Source organism: Mycobacteroides sp. H003, assembly GCF_001440135.1.
GTDB classification, from domain to species: Bacteria; Actinomycetota; Actinomycetes; order Mycobacteriales; family Mycobacteriaceae; genus Mycobacterium; species Mycobacterium gwanakae.
Genome location: NZ_LJYL01000019.1, coordinates 1 through 13812 on the forward strand (window position 1 = coordinate 1; position 13812 = coordinate 13812).

Annotated in this window: 17 protein-coding genes and 1 pseudogene; 15 read left to right on the plus strand and 3 right to left on the minus strand. The window is 65.1% G+C overall.

The features are described from left to right. The 7 genes and pseudogenes from AOT87_RS28370 to AOT87_RS12625 all read left to right on the plus strand — a co-directional run. Window positions 1-157 (plus strand): annotated as a pseudogene (locus AOT87_RS28370) (ammonium transporter); the annotation flags it as partial. A gap of 5 nt (window positions 158-162) precedes the next feature. Next, entirely contained in the window at window positions 163-501 is a 339-nt protein-coding gene (locus AOT87_RS12600; protein ID WP_005056967.1) for a P-II family nitrogen regulator, read from the plus strand. 19 nt (window positions 502-520) lie between these two features. Beyond that, complete coding sequence (locus tag AOT87_RS12605) at window positions 521-2899, plus strand: [protein-PII] uridylyltransferase (RefSeq protein WP_057969143.1); 2379 nt, start codon at window positions 521-523, stop codon at window positions 2897-2899. Window positions 2900-2975: 76 nt separating this feature from the next. Next, complete coding sequence (locus tag AOT87_RS12610; protein WP_057969142.1) at window positions 2976-3449, plus strand: limonene-1,2-epoxide hydrolase family protein; 474 nt, start codon at window positions 2976-2978, stop codon at window positions 3447-3449. Window positions 3450-3535: 86 nt separating this feature from the next. Further along, a complete protein-coding gene (gene ffh, locus AOT87_RS12615; protein ID WP_057969141.1) occupies window positions 3536-5107 on the plus strand; it encodes a signal recognition particle protein in 1572 nt (523 codons plus the stop codon). 5 nt (window positions 5108-5112) lie between these two features. Continuing rightward, window positions 5113-6180: an amidohydrolase family protein gene (locus AOT87_RS12620; RefSeq protein WP_057969140.1), complete on the plus strand. Its 1068-nt coding sequence runs from the start codon at window positions 5113-5115 to the stop codon at window positions 6178-6180. Between the two features lie 9 nt (window positions 6181-6189). Further along, the gene (locus AOT87_RS12625; protein ID WP_057969139.1) at window positions 6190-6459 is read left to right on the plus strand and encodes a hypothetical protein; all 270 of its coding nucleotides are present in this window, start codon (window positions 6190-6192) and stop codon (window positions 6457-6459) included. On the opposite strand, the gene AOT87_RS12630 is transcribed toward AOT87_RS12625, so the two are convergent. After that, window positions 6456-7331 (minus strand): D-alanyl-D-alanine carboxypeptidase family protein, encoded by an 876-nt coding sequence (locus tag AOT87_RS12630; RefSeq protein ID WP_109398772.1) that lies wholly within the window; start codon window positions 7329-7331, stop codon window positions 6456-6458. The genes AOT87_RS12625 and AOT87_RS12630 overlap by 4 nt on opposite strands. 64 nt (window positions 7332-7395) lie before the next feature. Here AOT87_RS12630 and AOT87_RS12635 point away from each other — a divergent pair, with 64 nt between their 5' ends. Further along, window positions 7396-8415: an LLM class flavin-dependent oxidoreductase gene (locus tag AOT87_RS12635; RefSeq protein WP_030094041.1), complete on the plus strand. Its 1020-nt coding sequence runs from the start codon at window positions 7396-7398 to the stop codon at window positions 8413-8415. Here AOT87_RS12635 and AOT87_RS12640 read toward each other — a convergent pair. Next, window positions 8412-8819, minus strand: a complete 408-nt coding sequence (locus AOT87_RS12640) for a PaaI family thioesterase (protein ID WP_030094040.1) — start codon at window positions 8817-8819, stop codon at window positions 8412-8414. The two genes, AOT87_RS12635 and AOT87_RS12640, sit on opposite strands and share 4 nt — an antisense overlap. Before the next feature lie 11 nt (window positions 8820-8830). Between AOT87_RS12640 and AOT87_RS12645 the strand changes: the two genes are divergently transcribed. From AOT87_RS12645 to trmD, 5 genes are all read left to right on the plus strand, one after another. Then, window positions 8831-9268 carry a nuclear transport factor 2 family protein gene (locus tag AOT87_RS12645; protein WP_030094039.1) on the plus strand — a complete coding sequence of 146 codons (438 nt, stop codon included), beginning with the start codon at window positions 8831-8833 and terminating at the stop codon, window positions 9266-9268. Between the two features lie 170 nt (window positions 9269-9438). Then, window positions 9439-9918 carry a 30S ribosomal protein S16 gene (rpsP, locus tag AOT87_RS12650; protein WP_030094038.1) on the plus strand — a complete coding sequence of 160 codons (480 nt, stop codon included), beginning with the start codon at window positions 9439-9441 and terminating at the stop codon, window positions 9916-9918. Window positions 9919-9926: 8 nt separating this feature from the next. After that, window positions 9927-10169 (plus strand): RNA-binding protein, encoded by a 243-nt coding sequence (locus AOT87_RS12655; protein WP_005081564.1) that lies wholly within the window; start codon window positions 9927-9929, stop codon window positions 10167-10169. 5 nt (window positions 10170-10174) lie between these two features. Beyond that, window positions 10175-10705, plus strand: a complete 531-nt coding sequence (gene rimM / locus AOT87_RS12660; protein ID WP_057969138.1) for a ribosome maturation factor RimM — start codon at window positions 10175-10177, stop codon at window positions 10703-10705. A 10-nt stretch (window positions 10706-10715) separates the two neighbouring features. Next, a complete protein-coding gene (trmD, locus tag AOT87_RS12665; RefSeq protein WP_057969137.1) occupies window positions 10716-11435 on the plus strand; it encodes a tRNA (guanosine(37)-N1)-methyltransferase TrmD in 720 nt (239 codons plus the stop codon). Here the strand turns inward: trmD and AOT87_RS12670 are convergent. Further along, window positions 11382-12287: a hypothetical protein gene (locus tag AOT87_RS12670; protein WP_030094035.1), complete on the minus strand. Its 906-nt coding sequence runs from the start codon at window positions 12285-12287 to the stop codon at window positions 11382-11384. The two genes, trmD and AOT87_RS12670, sit on opposite strands and share 54 nt — an antisense overlap. Window positions 12288-12568: 281 nt before the next feature. Here AOT87_RS12670 and rplS point away from each other — a divergent pair, with 281 nt between their 5' ends. Both rplS and lepB read left to right on the plus strand, forming a co-directional pair. Then, entirely contained in the window at window positions 12569-12910 is a 342-nt protein-coding gene (gene rplS, locus AOT87_RS12675; protein WP_030094034.1) for a 50S ribosomal protein L19, read from the plus strand. A gap of 16 nt (window positions 12911-12926) precedes the next feature. After that, window positions 12927-13805, plus strand: coding sequence for a signal peptidase I (gene lepB, locus AOT87_RS12680; RefSeq protein WP_057969136.1), 879 nt, complete (start codon window positions 12927-12929; stop codon window positions 13803-13805). Window positions 13806-13812: the final 7 nt, after the last annotated feature.

Genomic DNA, 13812 nt, shown 5'->3' on the forward strand with positions numbered 1-13812 from the left:
TGCATTCATCGTGAAGTACACCATTGGCCTGCGCATCAGCGACGAGGGAGAAGCGGCCGGAGCCGACGAATCCCAACACGCTGAAGGCGCATACGACTTTGTCGCACTGGGAAGTGGTTCGGTCATCGGCCGCCACAGCAGCGGCAGGGAGGAATGAGGGACATGAAGCTGGTCACCGCGATCGTCAAACCGTTCACGCTGGAAGATGTCAAGACTGGCCTGGAGCAGGCGGGCATCCTCGGCATGACGGTCAGCGAGGTGCAGGGCTACGGCCGGCAGAAGGGCCACACCGAGGTGTACCGCGGCGCTGAGTACTCGGTGGACTTCGTGCCGAAGGTTCGTGTCGAGGTAGTGGTAGACGACAGCGCTGTCGACAAGGTGGTGGAGGTCATCGTGACCGCCGCACGCACCGGCAAGATCGGCGACGGCAAGGTCTGGGTGAGCCCCGTTGACTCGGTGGTGCGGGTACGCACCGGCGAGCGGGGCGCCGATGCCCTCTAACACTTAGGACGGTAATCACATGGGCGCCGCAACGGACCTCGTGGCCGCCAGGGCGCAGCTGCTCGGTGATAGCGGCCGGCTGAATGCCGGCGCGATTCGCGAGGCGATGACCGACCTCAATGAGCTTTGGCTGACATCCAAGGCCGCTGAGGTTGGCATCACCGACTCCAGTGGATTTGCCATCGTGGCACTCGGTGGACTTGGTCGCCGCGAGATGCTGCCGCACTCGGATTTGGATCTGGTGCTGCTGCACGACGAGAACATCTCGACGGAGACTCTCAGTGAGGTCGCAGACGGCCTGTGGTACCCGTTGTGGGACGCCAATATTCGGCTCGACCACAGTGTCCGCACGGTGGCCGACACCCTGCATGTCGCCGGGCAGGAGATGTCGGCGGCATTGGCGCTGCTCGATGCCAGGCATATCGCCGGGGACGCGCAGTTGTCCAGCCTGATGATCGGGGGCGTACGCCAACAATGGCGTTCGCAGATCCGGACCCGACTCGACGAGTTGATCGAGTACACGCAGGCACGATGGCGGCGCAGCGGCGAGATCGCACACCGGGCCGAACCCGATCTGAAGTCCGGCCGCGGCGGTCTGCGCGATGTTCAGCTACTTCGGGCGCTGGCCATCGCCCAGCTCACCGATAGCGGGCTGGCGAAGTCGTTCGATGGCGCGCACGCAGTAATCCTGGATGTGCGCACTGAACTGCACCGAGTCGCCGGACGGGAGCGTGATCAACTGCTGGCTCAGTTCGCTGACGAGATCGGTGCGGCGCTGCGTATCGGCGATCGGTTTGATCTGGCCAGAATGCTGTCCGACGCCGCCCGCACCATCAGCTATTCGGTGGATGTAGGGCTGCGGACGGCCGGTAATTCGATTCCCCGGCGGGGCATTTCGGTACTGCGGCGCACGGTCCGCCGTCCGATCGACGAGGGTGTGGTGGAGCATGCCGGGGAGGTGGTGCTTGCCCGTGATGCTCGTCCCGAGCGCGACCCGTCGCTGATCCTGCGGGTGGCGGCGGCATCGGCGACCACCGGACTGCCGATCTCCTCGTCCACGTTGAGTCGGCTTGCCGAATCGGCACCGGAGCTTCGTGCGCCGTGGCCACGGGAGGCGCTCAAGGATCTGCTGGTGCTGCTGGAGGCCGGTCCGCCTGCGGTCGCCACCATCGAGGCGCTGGACCGAACCGGGTTGTGGGGCAGGCTCTTCCCTGAATGGGGGCCGGTGCGGGATCTGCCGCCACGCGACATCGTGCACATCTGGACCGTCGACAGGCACCTTGTCGAAACAGTCGCGCGGGCGAGCGCCTTCACCACCAGGGTGTCTCGCCCCGATCTGCTGGTTCTCGGTGCACTGGTGCACGACATCGGCAAGGGCCGCGGCGGTGATCACAGCGTTGTCGGCGCGGATCTGGCCGTGCAGATCGGTACCCGGCTGGGGCTGTGGCCGTCCGATGTGGACTTGCTGTCCAAGATCGTGCGGTACCACCTGCTGCTGCCCAACACTGCCACCCGGCGTGATCTCGGTGACCCGGAAACCATTGACACCGTGGTCAATACACTCGGCGGCGATCTGCTGCTGCTGGAGTTGTTGCAGCAGCTTGCCGAGGCGGACTCGCTGGCCACCGGTCCGGGGGTGTGGGGTGACTGGAAGGCGTCGCTGATCGGGGAGTTGGTGCGCAAATGCCGGATGGTGATGCGTGGTGAATCGCTGCCCGAACCCGATCCCATCGATCCGGAACTGCTTTCGCTGGCGGCCGATGGTGGGGTTCAGGTACGCCTAGTGCCTGCGGGGTCGCCGCACATGTACACCGTGAGCATGATCGCGCCCGATCAACGCGGACTGCTCTACAAGGCCGCCGGGGTGCTGTCGCTGAATTCGTTGCGGGTGTTCTCGGCCTCGGTGGCCAGCCACGCCGGCTCGGCCATTAACACCTTCGAGGTGTCGCCGCGGTTCGGATCGCCTCCGGCGGCGGGGCTGCTGCGCCAGCAGCTGATCTCCGCTATCGACGGCGATACCGACATCATCGCGACGCTCGATGAGCGCGAACGCGAGTCAGCGCAGTTCTCCACCGGCCTTGTCGGGGATGCGACACCCGCGGTTCCCACCAATTACGTGCCGGCGCCGCCGCGCATCCGCTGGTTCGAGCCCGCCGGGAACCTCGACCAGCAGATCGTGGAGATCCGCACCTCCGATGCGCCTGGGCTGCTGGCGCGCATCACCGCGACCCTGGAACGACACGGCGTGGACATCGCATGGGCCAGGGTCAACACCCTCGGTTCTTCGGTGGTCGACACCTTCTGTCTCAGCACCGGTCCCGAGCAGGCAGTGCTGGAGGCGGCCATCGCCTCGGTGCTGCCTGTGGCCGCACCCGAGCCGAAGAAGGCCGCCAGCTAGCTCAGGCAAGCGATCTGGCAGCGGTTGGCAGCGCCGCGGGTAGTGATGGCAGCAGGTCACAGGCGATTGTCGGGGCATGGCATTTCTTGAGGATCGGATGAGCGGCGGGCACCCGTCGAACATGCACCCCCGTGCGGAGCTTGTGAAAGACGCCTTCGCCACGATGGCGGCCCTGGATCTTGACGGCTATCTGAAGTTCTTCTCAGATGACGTCGAGCACGTGCTCGCGCCCCTTCCGAAGATCACGGGCAAGAAGAGTCTCAGGCCTGCCTTGGCGCGGGGCTTCCGGGCGTGCGTTTCCGGACTCACCGTGTCGCCGCTGAGCGTCGTGCAGCAGGGCGACTCGGTGATCAGTGACCGCGTCGACATCGCCAAGCTAGGCCCCTTGTGGGTGCGGTTCCGGATCAAAGCCACCATGAAGTTTGTCGATGACAAAGTCGTCTTCTGGCGCGACAGCATCGACTACCTCAGCCTCATCGGGTGGAGCCTGCGTGGCGTTGTCGGCATCCTCATTCCGTCGCTGCGCCCGCAACCTCCCGTCACCGGGTAGGTGCGGGACAGGCGGGGAAGGCCGGCGTCTCCAGATTGCCTGCCACGACGGAGGCACAAAAGGGGCCGCCAGCTAGGCTGGTCGACGTGTTTGAATCGCTGTCTGACCGGTTGACCGACGCCCTTGCTGGCCTACGGGGTAAGGGACGTCTGTCCGACGCCGATATCGACGCGACCTGCCGGACCATCCGGCTGGCGCTGCTGGAAGCCGATGTCGCGCTGCCCGTGGTGCGTACCTTCATCGGACGCATCAAGGAACGTGCCAAGGGTGCCGAGGTTTCCGGTGCGCTGAACCCGGCGCAGCAGGTCGTCAAGATCGTTAACGAAGAGCTCATCGGCATTCTGGGTGGGGAAACCCGTCAGCTGGCGTTCGCCAAGACTCCGCCGACCGTGATCATGCTTGCCGGTCTGCAAGGTGCCGGTAAGACGACCCTCGCCGGCAAGCTGGCCAAATGGCTTAAAGGACAAGGCCATACCCCGCTTCTGGTGGCCTGCGACCTACAGCGCCCCGGTGCGGTGAACCAGCTTCAGGTGGTGGGTGAACGCGCCGGGGTTTCCGTCTTCGCCCCGCATCCGGGCACCTCGACCGGCGGTCTGGAGGTCGGCTCGCTGGTCGGCGACCCGGTTGCGGTGGCACGAGACGGCCTGGCCCATGCCAAGGCTCAACACTTCGATGTGGTGCTCGTCGACACCGCCGGCCGTCTCGGTATCGACGCCGAATTGATGGACCAGGCCGCCCGGATCCGCGAAGCCGTCGATCCCGACGAGGTGCTGTTCGTCCTCGACGCCATGATCGGTCAGGACGCGGTGAGCACCGCTGAAGCCTTCCGTGCGGGTGTCGGATTCACCGGTGTCGTCCTGACCAAGCTCGACGGTGACGCCCGTGGTGGTGCCGCACTCTCGGTACGCGAGATCACCGGCACCCCGATCCTGTTCGCGTCCACCGGCGAGAAGCTTGAGGACTTCGACGTCTTCCACCCGGACCGGATGGCGAGCCGCATCCTGGGCATGGGTGACCTGCTGTCCCTCATCGAACAAGCCGAACAGCATTTCGACGCCGAACAGTCCCTGGCCGCGGCCGAGAAGATCACCTCCGGAGAACTCACGCTCGAGGACTTCCTGGAGCAGATGCTCGCGATCCGCAAGATGGGGCCCATCGGCAACCTGTTGGGCATGCTGCCGGGCGCCGGCCAGATGAAGGACGCGTTGGCCGCCGTCGATGACAAGCAACTCGACCGGGTGCAGGCCATCATTCGCGGCATGACGCCCGCCGAACGAAGCGACCCGAAGATCATCAACGCGTCCCGGCGGCTGCGGATCGCCAACGGTTCGGGCGTGACGGTCTCGGAGGTCAACCAGCTGGTGGACCGTTTCTTCGAGGCACGCAAAATGATGTCGTCGATGGCGGGCCGTATGGGTATGGGCGCCATCAACCGCAAGAGCAACCGCAAGGGCGGCAAGAACACCAAGAAGGGCAAGAAGGGTTCGAAGGGCCCGACGCAGCCGAAGATGCGGGGTGGATTCCCCGGCATGGCTGGGCTTCCCGGGGGAATGCCCGCCGGATTCCCCGATCTCTCGGGGATGCCCGAGGGACTGGGTGAGCTGCCTCCGGGTCTGGCCGATATCGACATCTCGAAGTTGAAGTTCCCCAAGAACTGAGCCCGATGCGCTTGCACCTGCGGGGACGAACTTTTCCGTCGGAAGAGTCTGTCGATCTGTGGGTATGTGAGGGCGTCCTCAGCCTGGAACCAATCGCCGGCGCCGACACCATCTTTGACGGCGGATGGCTGCTGCCGGGGCTTGTCGACGCGCACTGCCACGTCGGCGTCGGGCCGCACGGACCGACATCGCTTGAGGAGGCGGTCGCTCAGGCCGAGGCCGAGCGCGAGGTGGGCGCGCTGCTGTTGCGCGACGCCGGATCTCCGGTAGACACCCGTGGCTTCGACGACCGGGCGGACCTGCCGAAGATCATCCGCGCGGGTAGACATCTGGCCAAACCCAAGCGGTACATACCTGGCCTGCCCATCGATATCGAGGATGAATCGCAACTTCCGGAAGCCGTTGCGCTCCAAGCGCGTTGGGGTGATGGCTGGGTGAAGTTGGTAGGGGACTGGATCGATCGTTCCGTGGGTGACCTGGCCCCGCTGTGGTCGGACGACATCCTCAAAGAGGCCATCGATACCGCGCATGCCCACGGTGCCCGCGTCACCGCACACGTTTTTGGCGAGGACGCGCTGCCGGGCCTGATACGCGCGGGGATCGACTGCATCGAACACGGCACCGGACTCACCGATGACACCATCGCCCTGATGGTCGAGCACGGCACCGCGCTCGTCCCGACTGTCATCAACATCGAGAATTTCCCCGGAATCGCCGATTCCGCAAGCAAATACCCGGTGTACGCCCAGCACATGCGCGACCTGTACGCCGGTCTGCATACGACATTCGGGAACGCGTACGACGCCGGAATTCCGATCTACGCGGGCACCGACGCCGGCGGCGGGATCGCGCATGGGCGTATCGCCGATGAGGTCGCCGCACTCACCCGCATCGGCATGGATGCCACCGATGCGCTGGGTGCGGCCTCGTGGCGGGCCCGCGAGTGGCTGGGGAGGCCGGGTCTGGAGCACGGCGCACCCGCCGATGTGGTCGGATACCGCGAGGACCCGCGGACCGGGCCGCAGGTGCTCTCGCGACCGGATCTCGTTCTGCTGCGCGGGCAGATTCGTTAGAGTTCGGCCATGCGTTATGGGGTGGTGCTGCTGATGACTGTCGGACTGCTTGTCGCCGTGCCGGGGACCGCCCAGGCCGATACCACCTGTGCGGAATTCAATGGCGCCGACGATGCCGGAAAACTCGCAGCGGTTCAGGAGGCGGCGGCTGCGGGCAATGCCATCGCTCAGATCTCGCCGCCGGACGCCGTGTCGTTGGCTGTTGCCATGTGCCGGGTACGTGTCTCGGAGACTGTTGTTCAGGTATTGAACTCCGACGGTAAGGGTGGATACCGCTAGAGCGAACCGACGGTGACCTGACCGTCGTTGGCGAAGCCCCAGTCGAACAGGCTCGTGGCCTGGTCCCAATACGTCGGCCCGCCCTCGTGCACCAGGCCGTACATCATGGACACCACAAGGCGCTTGCCGTCGCGCTCAGCGGCCACGACATAGGTCTTGCGGGCCATGTCCGTGAAGCCGGTCTTGCCGCCGATCACTCCCGGATAGCGGTACATCAGCTCGTTCTGATTGCGCAGCCCGCGCCCCGGGAAGGGCGCGCCCGGCTGGGCGGTGATCCCGGCGAACACCGGATTGGCCAGTGCCGCACGGAATATGACGGCTAGATCGTGCGGGGTGGAGCGCATGTCCATGCCAGGTGCATCCAGACCCGACGGTGAGTCGGTGTGGGTGGACGTCGCACCCAGGGCCGCGGCCTTGGCGTTCATCTTGTCGACGGTGGCCTGTCGTCCGCCGAGTAGGTGCGCCAGTGTGTTGGCCGCATCATTGCCAGACTCCAGCAGTGCCGCGTCGAGCAGCTCGCGCGCGGTGTAGGTCTGGCCCGCCTTGATGCCCACGCAGTTGCATTCGGCTTTCGCGTCCGCGGCATCGGCGACCACGGTGGCATCCAGCGGCACCTCGTCGAGAGCCACCAGGGCCAGCAGCACCTTGATGGTGCTCGCGGGGGGATGTACGGCGTAGGGGTCGCGTGCGGCAAGGATCTGACCGGAGTCCAGATCCGCCACCAACCATGCTTGCGCCGGACCCTCCGGCGGCGGTGCCGCCGTATCGGCATGCGCGACACCGGGGATCGCGAGCATGAGGAGCAGGGCGCTGAGCACCGCGAATACGCGGAAGCGGCGAGGCCGCGGCAGGGAAGACATCGGCTCCGACACTAGCGCGGCGGGTATCGGGAACATAACCGGACTGCGGTCCGTTTATGTGGTCATGACTAATCACGTGCAGTTTGGATTGGACACGTTCGCCGACGTTCCCGCGGGTATGACCAACCCCGAAGCGATCCGCGCCGTGGTCGAGGAGGGGGTGCGCGCGGACCAGGTCGGCGTCGACATCTTCGCGATCGGGGAGCATCACCGCACCGAGTTCGTAGGGGAGTCGCCGGAGATGATGCTGTCCGCGATCGCGGCGCGTACCGAGCGGGTCACCCTCGCGACTGCCGTGACGGTGCTCAGTACCGACGATCCGGTGCGGGTGTATCAGCGGTTCGCGACCCTCGACGGAATCTCCCATGGCCGTGCCGAGGTCGTGCTTGGCCGGGGGTCGTTCACGGATTCCTTCCCGTTGTTCGGATACGACCTGGCGGAGTACGACGAACTCTTCGAGGAGAAGTTCGATCTCATGGCCAAGCTGCTGCCGGGAGACCCGGTGACCTGGTCGGGGAAGCTGCGCGCCGGGTTGGACAACGTCGAGGTGTATCCCAAGACAGAGAACGGTTTGCGGGCGTGGGTGGGCGTGGGCGGATCGCCGGAATCGGTGGTCCGCAGCGTGCGGTACCGCATACCCATGATCCTGGCGATCATCGGTGGTGACCCCATGCGATTCGAGCCGTACGTCGACCTCTACCGGCGGGCTCAAGATCAGCTCGGTGTCACCGAGCCGATGCCGCTGGGCATTCACAGTCCGGGGCATATCGCGGAATCCGATGAGGAGGCGATCGCACAGTATTGGCCGGGCTTCCGGGAATTGCGCACCACGATCGGGCGTGAGCGTGGCTGGCCGGCGCCGCGGTACGAGGAGTACCTGGCCGAGGTGAAGTCGGGATCGCTGTATGTCGGTTCACCCGACACGGTGGCGGCCAAGATGGCCAAAACCATTCGTGGTCTCGGTGCCGACCGGTTCAGCCTGGTGTACCAGGCCGCGCAGCCGGGGCTGGGCATGCAAAACGTCGAGCTGTATGGCACCGAGGTCATTCCCCGGGTGCGGGACCTGCTGGCTGCGGACGAGGCCGGCGCGGCCTAAGCGAAGTTGTAGGTGGCCAACGCCTTGGCCACCACCTGTCCGGTGCCGTCGGACACGGTGACCTCGATATTCGACAGACGCTTACCGCGGCGGACCACCTGGCCCACCGCGGTAAGGTCGGCCGCCTCGGCCGCCGAGACGTAGTTGACCGTCAATGAAGCCGTTGAGCCGCCGAACTTTTCGGGCACGACGTCGTCGGCCCACGCCGCCGCCATGGCCGCGGTATCGGCGAGGGTCGCGATCGCGCCGCCGTGCACGGTGTGGCCCATGGTGGCCAGCTCGGGCCGGAAAGGCATGCTCAGCACGGCGCGATCGGTGCCGATCTCGGCCAACACGATTCCCAGGTGCTGACACAGCGGGGAGTTCGGGACGAATTGCGTGATGATTTCGGTCCGAGTGGGCATGCTCACAAGTTATGACATCCGCCTGGACCATCGACGAAGTTTCCGACCGCCTGCAGATCCAGCAGCTCCTGGTCGATTACGCGACCGCCATCGACACCCGCCAGTTCGACGACCTGGACGAGGTGTTCACCAACGACGCATATATCGACTATCGCGCGATGGGTGGGGTGGACGGCGAGTATCCCGACGTCAAGGCGTGGCTGGCGCAGGTGCTGCCGGCATTCCCGATGTATGCGCACATGCTGGGAAACGTGTCGATCAGTTTCGACGACGAAGAGCGCAGCTCGGCCACCGTGCGCAGCCTGTGTTTCAACCCGATGGTTCCGGGCGGCGACACCGAACAGGTGCTTTTTCTGGGACTTTGGTACGACGACGCGGTAGTGCGGACACGGCACGGCTGGCGCCTGACACGGCGCGTCGAGACGAAGTGCTTCAATCGGCTGGTGTAGTCCGGCCGGGAGGATTTGGGCTGGTAGGCCCCGCTCTGGCACAATGGCAAACCGTCCGTTGTGCTGGCCATGGCCAGCTGCGGTCAGACCCACGCGAGGCAAAACCGGATCGTGCATGTCCGCACGGATCGCCGAATTGCCGCGTGATACCTCAAGGAGAAGTTGTAGTCATGGCTGTCAAGATCAAGCTCACCCGCCTCGGGAAGATCCGCAACCCGCAGTACCGCATCCAGATCGCCGATGCGCGCACGCGCCGCGAAGGCCGCGCCATCGAGGTGATCGGCCGGTACCACCCGAAGGAAGAGCCCAGCCTCATCGAGATCGATTCCGAGCGTGCGCAGTACTGGCTGTCCGTCGGCGCGCAGCCGACCGACCCGGTGCTGGCCCTGCTGAAGATCACCGGTGACTGGCAGAAGTTCAAGGGCCTGCCCGGCGCCGAGGGCACCCTGAAGGTCAAGGAGCCCAAGCCCAGCAAGCTGGAGCTGTTCAACGCCGCTCTGGCCGAGGCCGACGGTGCCCCCACCGGTGAGGCCATCCAGCAGAAAAAGAAGAAGGCCCCGAAGAAGGCCGAGCAGGACGAGGCCGCCGAGGCCCCGGCCGCCGAAGCCGCCGAGGCTCCGGCCGAATCTGCTGACGCCGCAAGCGAATAGGACCTCAGATGAGTTCTGTGGTGGTCGACGCCGTCGAGCATCTGGTACGAGGAATCGTCGATAACCCCGACGATGTCCGCGTTGACCTAGTGACGAATCGTCGCGGCCGCACCGTAGAGGTTCACGTCCACCCCGACGATCTCGGAAAGGTGATCGGTCGGGGCGGGCGTACCGCCACCGCGCTGCGCACCCTGGTCGCGGGTGTGGGTGGCCGCGGCATCCGGGTCGACGTGGTGGACACCGACCGGTAGCTCCGATGGAGCTTGTGGTCGGGCGTATCGCCAAGGCGCACGGCGTCACCGGCGAGTTGTCGGTCGAAATCCGTACTGACGATCCAGACGAGCGTTTCGCCGTCGGTTCGGTGCTGACCGGGCGGCTGCCCCGGGGCGGCGGTAATCGTGAATTCACCGTCGAATCGGTACGTGAGCACACCGGAAGGCTGCTGATCAGACTTTCCGGCGTGGCCGACCGTGACGCGGCAGACGCTTTGCGCGGCACCCTTTTCACGGTTGAGGCCGGCGAGCTTCCTGCGCTTCAAGATCCCGACGAGTTCTACGACCATCAGCTCGAAGGGCTTACGGTGCGGACCCGGGAGGGTGCGATCGTCGGAACCGTTTCCGAGGTGCTGCACACCCCGGGTGGCGAGCTGCTTGCGGTGAAACCTCACAACAGGGACCAGCGCGGCGAGATCCTAGTGCCGTTTGTCTCCGCGATCGTCACGTCGATCTCCTTGGCAGACAAGGTGATCGAGATAGATCCCCCCGAAGGTCTGTTGGACCTGTCGTGAGCATCCCGGCATGAAAATAGACGTCGTCACGATCTTCCCGGACTATCTGCAGCCGGTGCGGCAGTCTCTGCCGGGCAAGGCAATCGAGGCCGGGCTTGTCGATGTCGCGGTGCACGATCTGCGGCGCTGGACGCACGACGTCCACAAGTCCGTCGACGATTCACCCTACGGCGGTGGTCCCGGCATGGTGATGAAGCCGACGGTCTGGGGTGAAGCCCTGGACGAGATCTGCACGCCGGAAACGCTTTTGGTGGTACCAACGCCCGCCGGTTACCCCTTCACGCAGGAGAGTGCCCATCAATGGTCCACTGAAGACCATCTGGTGATCGCGTGTGGACGCTACGAGGGAATCGATCAGCGAGTCGCCGATGACGCTGCGACCCGGATGCGGGTGCGCGAGGTGTCGATCGGCGATTATGTGCTCAATGGCGGCGAGGTCGCCGCGCTGGTGATCATCGAGGCGGTACTGCGGCTGATTCCCGGGGTGCTGGGCAATGCGCTTTCCGCGCAAGAAGACTCACACTCCGACGGGCTTTTGGAGGGGCCGTCCTACACCAGACCGCCGAGTTGGCGGGGGATCGATGTACCCCCGGTGTTGCTCTCAGGTGATCACGCCAAGATTGCGGCCTGGCGGGCCGAGCAGTCGCGTCAGCGGACGGCGCAGCGTCGCCCGGATCTACTCGGCTTCGATACGTCCACCGGGGAACATGGTGGAGACGGCCTGAGTTAGCGTGTTGCGCGCCGTCACGTCGTTGGCGGTCTGCAGGGACGACACCACCACGATGAATCGACGGTCGGGACCGACCACGCCGGTCGACAGATGCATCCACGCGGATCCGACACAGCACATCCAGCCCTGCTTCACCGCGACGGGCTCGCCGGGGATTCCGTCCGGGATTCCGAAACGCTGGGGGTAGCCGTCGATGCCGTTGGGTGTCGAACGGGCCAAGTCGTCGACGATGATGTTCGCGCGCTCGGGTGGTAGGCCACCGGTGCCGGAAAGCAGCATGTCGTAGTACTGCACTAGGTCGTTGGCAGTGCTGATGGTGTTCCACCACATCCCGTCGGAGGGCACGGTGGTGGAGGGCAGCCCGTATCGCGCGGCGACCCGGGTGATGATCGAGTTTCCGCCCCCGCGCTGCCAGAAGATCTCGGCTGCGCTGTCATCGGAGGACTGCAGCATCCGGTCGAAGGAGGCACGATCTGCGGGAGTCAGAGTGACGTCGCCGGTCGATTCCCGCATCAGCAGGTCGTCGGCGATAAACAGCTTCGCCACAGAGGCGATGGCAATGGTGCTGTTGTTGCCGTTGGTGACCACGGCACCGGAGGCGCGGTCCTTGATGACCGCGGTGAGTACGGCGCCGGCACTCTTGGCCTGGGTGGTTGCTGCGATGGTGCGCTCGGGCAGGGTCTCGAAGGATGGGGGGCTTTCCACTTCGAAGACCGGCGCAGGCTCGGCGGGGGCACTGACAACTGCCAGCACCGGGGTAGCCGGGTCGCTGCGCACCGATGCCACACATCCAGAGGTCAGGGCGGTCACTGCAGTGAGCGTTAAGCCCGCAAACAGGTGATGGCCGCGCATAACCTAGACCCCCTCTGCGGTCAGACTCTGAATTGTTACCTATGTGACAGGTGTTCCGGTCACGGTAGCTTACCGGTACTGTCTGGATAGCCGCTGCCCAAGGGGTGCTCGGGTGGGCGATTTCACTGAAAGGGCCCCTGTCTGGCACAATCGGGTAGCTGTCTGCTGCCGCTTGGCCGCAAGTCAGACAGAACTACGCAACTACTGATCGGCGCAGGTGCATACCCGGTATGCGATCCGGCCGCGCGATTGAGTCGAGAGACCAAGAGGGAAGTACACCGATGAACACGCTGGACTTTGTCGACCAGGCGTCGCTGCGCCAGGATGTGCCCGACTTCCGCCCCGGTGACACCGTCAACGTGCACGTCAAGGTGATCGAGGGCTCCAAGGAGCGCATCCAGGTCTTCAAGGGTGCCGTGCTGCGTCGCTCCGGTGGTGGCGTGAGTGCCACCTTCACGGTCCGCAAGGAAAGCTACGGCGTCGGCGTCGAGCGCACCTTCCCGGTGCACTCGCCGAACATCGACCACATCGAGATCGTCACCCGTGGTGCGGTCCGTCGCGCGAAGCTGTACTACCTGCGTGAGCTGCGCGGCAAGAAGGCCAAGATCAAGGAGAAGCGCTGACCGAGTCGGCGCTTTCGTGACAGCACCGGTGTCCGGGGAATCAGGGCCGTCTGAAACGTCCGCGCAGACTACTGCCGACGCTCCCGAAACCGAACCAGCCGCTGAGGCATCATCCGCAGCATCGTCGAAAGACGAAGACAGCGGCTCCGGCATGCTCAAAGAGGTCGGCGTCCTCCTGCTGATCGCTCTGGTCCTGTACTGCATCACACAGAATTTCATCGCCCGGCCGTATCTCATTCCGTCGGAGTCGATGGAGCCGACCTTGCACGGCTGCCGTGGTTGCACCGGTGACCGGATCATGGTCGACAAGGTGGTGTTCCGGTTCACCAATCCGGAGCCCGGCGACGTTGTGGTGTTCAAAGGCCCCCCGGAGTGGAACGGCAACTACCGATCGATCCGGTCGGACAACACCGCCGTCCGATACCTGCAGAACGCTCTGTCGTTCATCGGTGTGGTACCACCGGACGAGAACGATCTGGTGAAACGTGTCATCGCCACTGGCGGGCAGACAGTGCAATGCCGCTGGGATACGGGCCTGACGGTCGACGGCAAGAAGCTCAACGAGCCGTATCTGGATCCGGAAACCATCGGTCCCGGTAGCGACATCGACCCCACCAACGCCTGCTGGAGTTTCCAGTTCGGGCCCGTCAAGGTGCCGGAAGGCAAGCTGTGGATGATGGGGGACAACCGGACGCACAGCGGCGACTCGCGCGCACACTGCCAGAGCCTCGAACGTGATGCCGGGCCGGCGATGGATGAGCGTCAGCGCGTCTATTGCACGGGCGACCCGAACATCGGCACTGTGCCGGTGGACAACGTCATCGGCAAGGCGCGTTTCATCGCATGGCCGCCCGGACGGTGGGGCGGCGTCGCATCGGTGAACCCTCAGACCTAGTTCTCGC

Coding starts and splice junctions, on each gene's coding strand:
- AOT87_RS12600 (WP_005056967.1), top strand. CDS start 163: ATGAAGCTGGTCACCGCGATCGTCAAACCGTTCACGCTGGAAGATGTC.
- AOT87_RS12605 (WP_057969143.1), top strand. CDS start 521: ATGGGCGCCGCAACGGACCTCGTGGCCGCCAGGGCGCAGCTGCTCGGT.
- AOT87_RS12610 (WP_057969142.1), top strand. CDS start 2,976: ATGGCATTTCTTGAGGATCGGATGAGCGGCGGGCACCCGTCGAACATG.
- AOT87_RS12620 (WP_057969140.1), top strand. CDS start 5,113: ATGCGCTTGCACCTGCGGGGACGAACTTTTCCGTCGGAAGAGTCTGTC.
- AOT87_RS12625 (WP_057969139.1), top strand. CDS start 6,190: ATGCGTTATGGGGTGGTGCTGCTGATGACTGTCGGACTGCTTGTCGCC.
- AOT87_RS12640 (WP_030094040.1), bottom strand. CDS start 8,819: ATGCCCACTCGGACCGAAATCATCACGCAATTCGTCCCGAACTCCCCG.
- AOT87_RS12645 (WP_030094039.1), top strand. CDS start 8,831: ATGACATCCGCCTGGACCATCGACGAAGTTTCCGACCGCCTGCAGATC.
- rpsP (WP_030094038.1), top strand. CDS start 9,439: ATGGCTGTCAAGATCAAGCTCACCCGCCTCGGGAAGATCCGCAACCCG.
- AOT87_RS12655 (WP_005081564.1), top strand. CDS start 9,927: ATGAGTTCTGTGGTGGTCGACGCCGTCGAGCATCTGGTACGAGGAATC.
- rimM (WP_057969138.1), top strand. CDS start 10,175: ATGGAGCTTGTGGTCGGGCGTATCGCCAAGGCGCACGGCGTCACCGGC.
- trmD (WP_057969137.1), top strand. CDS start 10,716: ATGAAAATAGACGTCGTCACGATCTTCCCGGACTATCTGCAGCCGGTG.
- AOT87_RS12670 (WP_030094035.1), bottom strand. CDS start 12,287: ATGCGCGGCCATCACCTGTTTGCGGGCTTAACGCTCACTGCAGTGACC.
- rplS (WP_030094034.1), top strand. CDS start 12,569: ATGAACACGCTGGACTTTGTCGACCAGGCGTCGCTGCGCCAGGATGTG.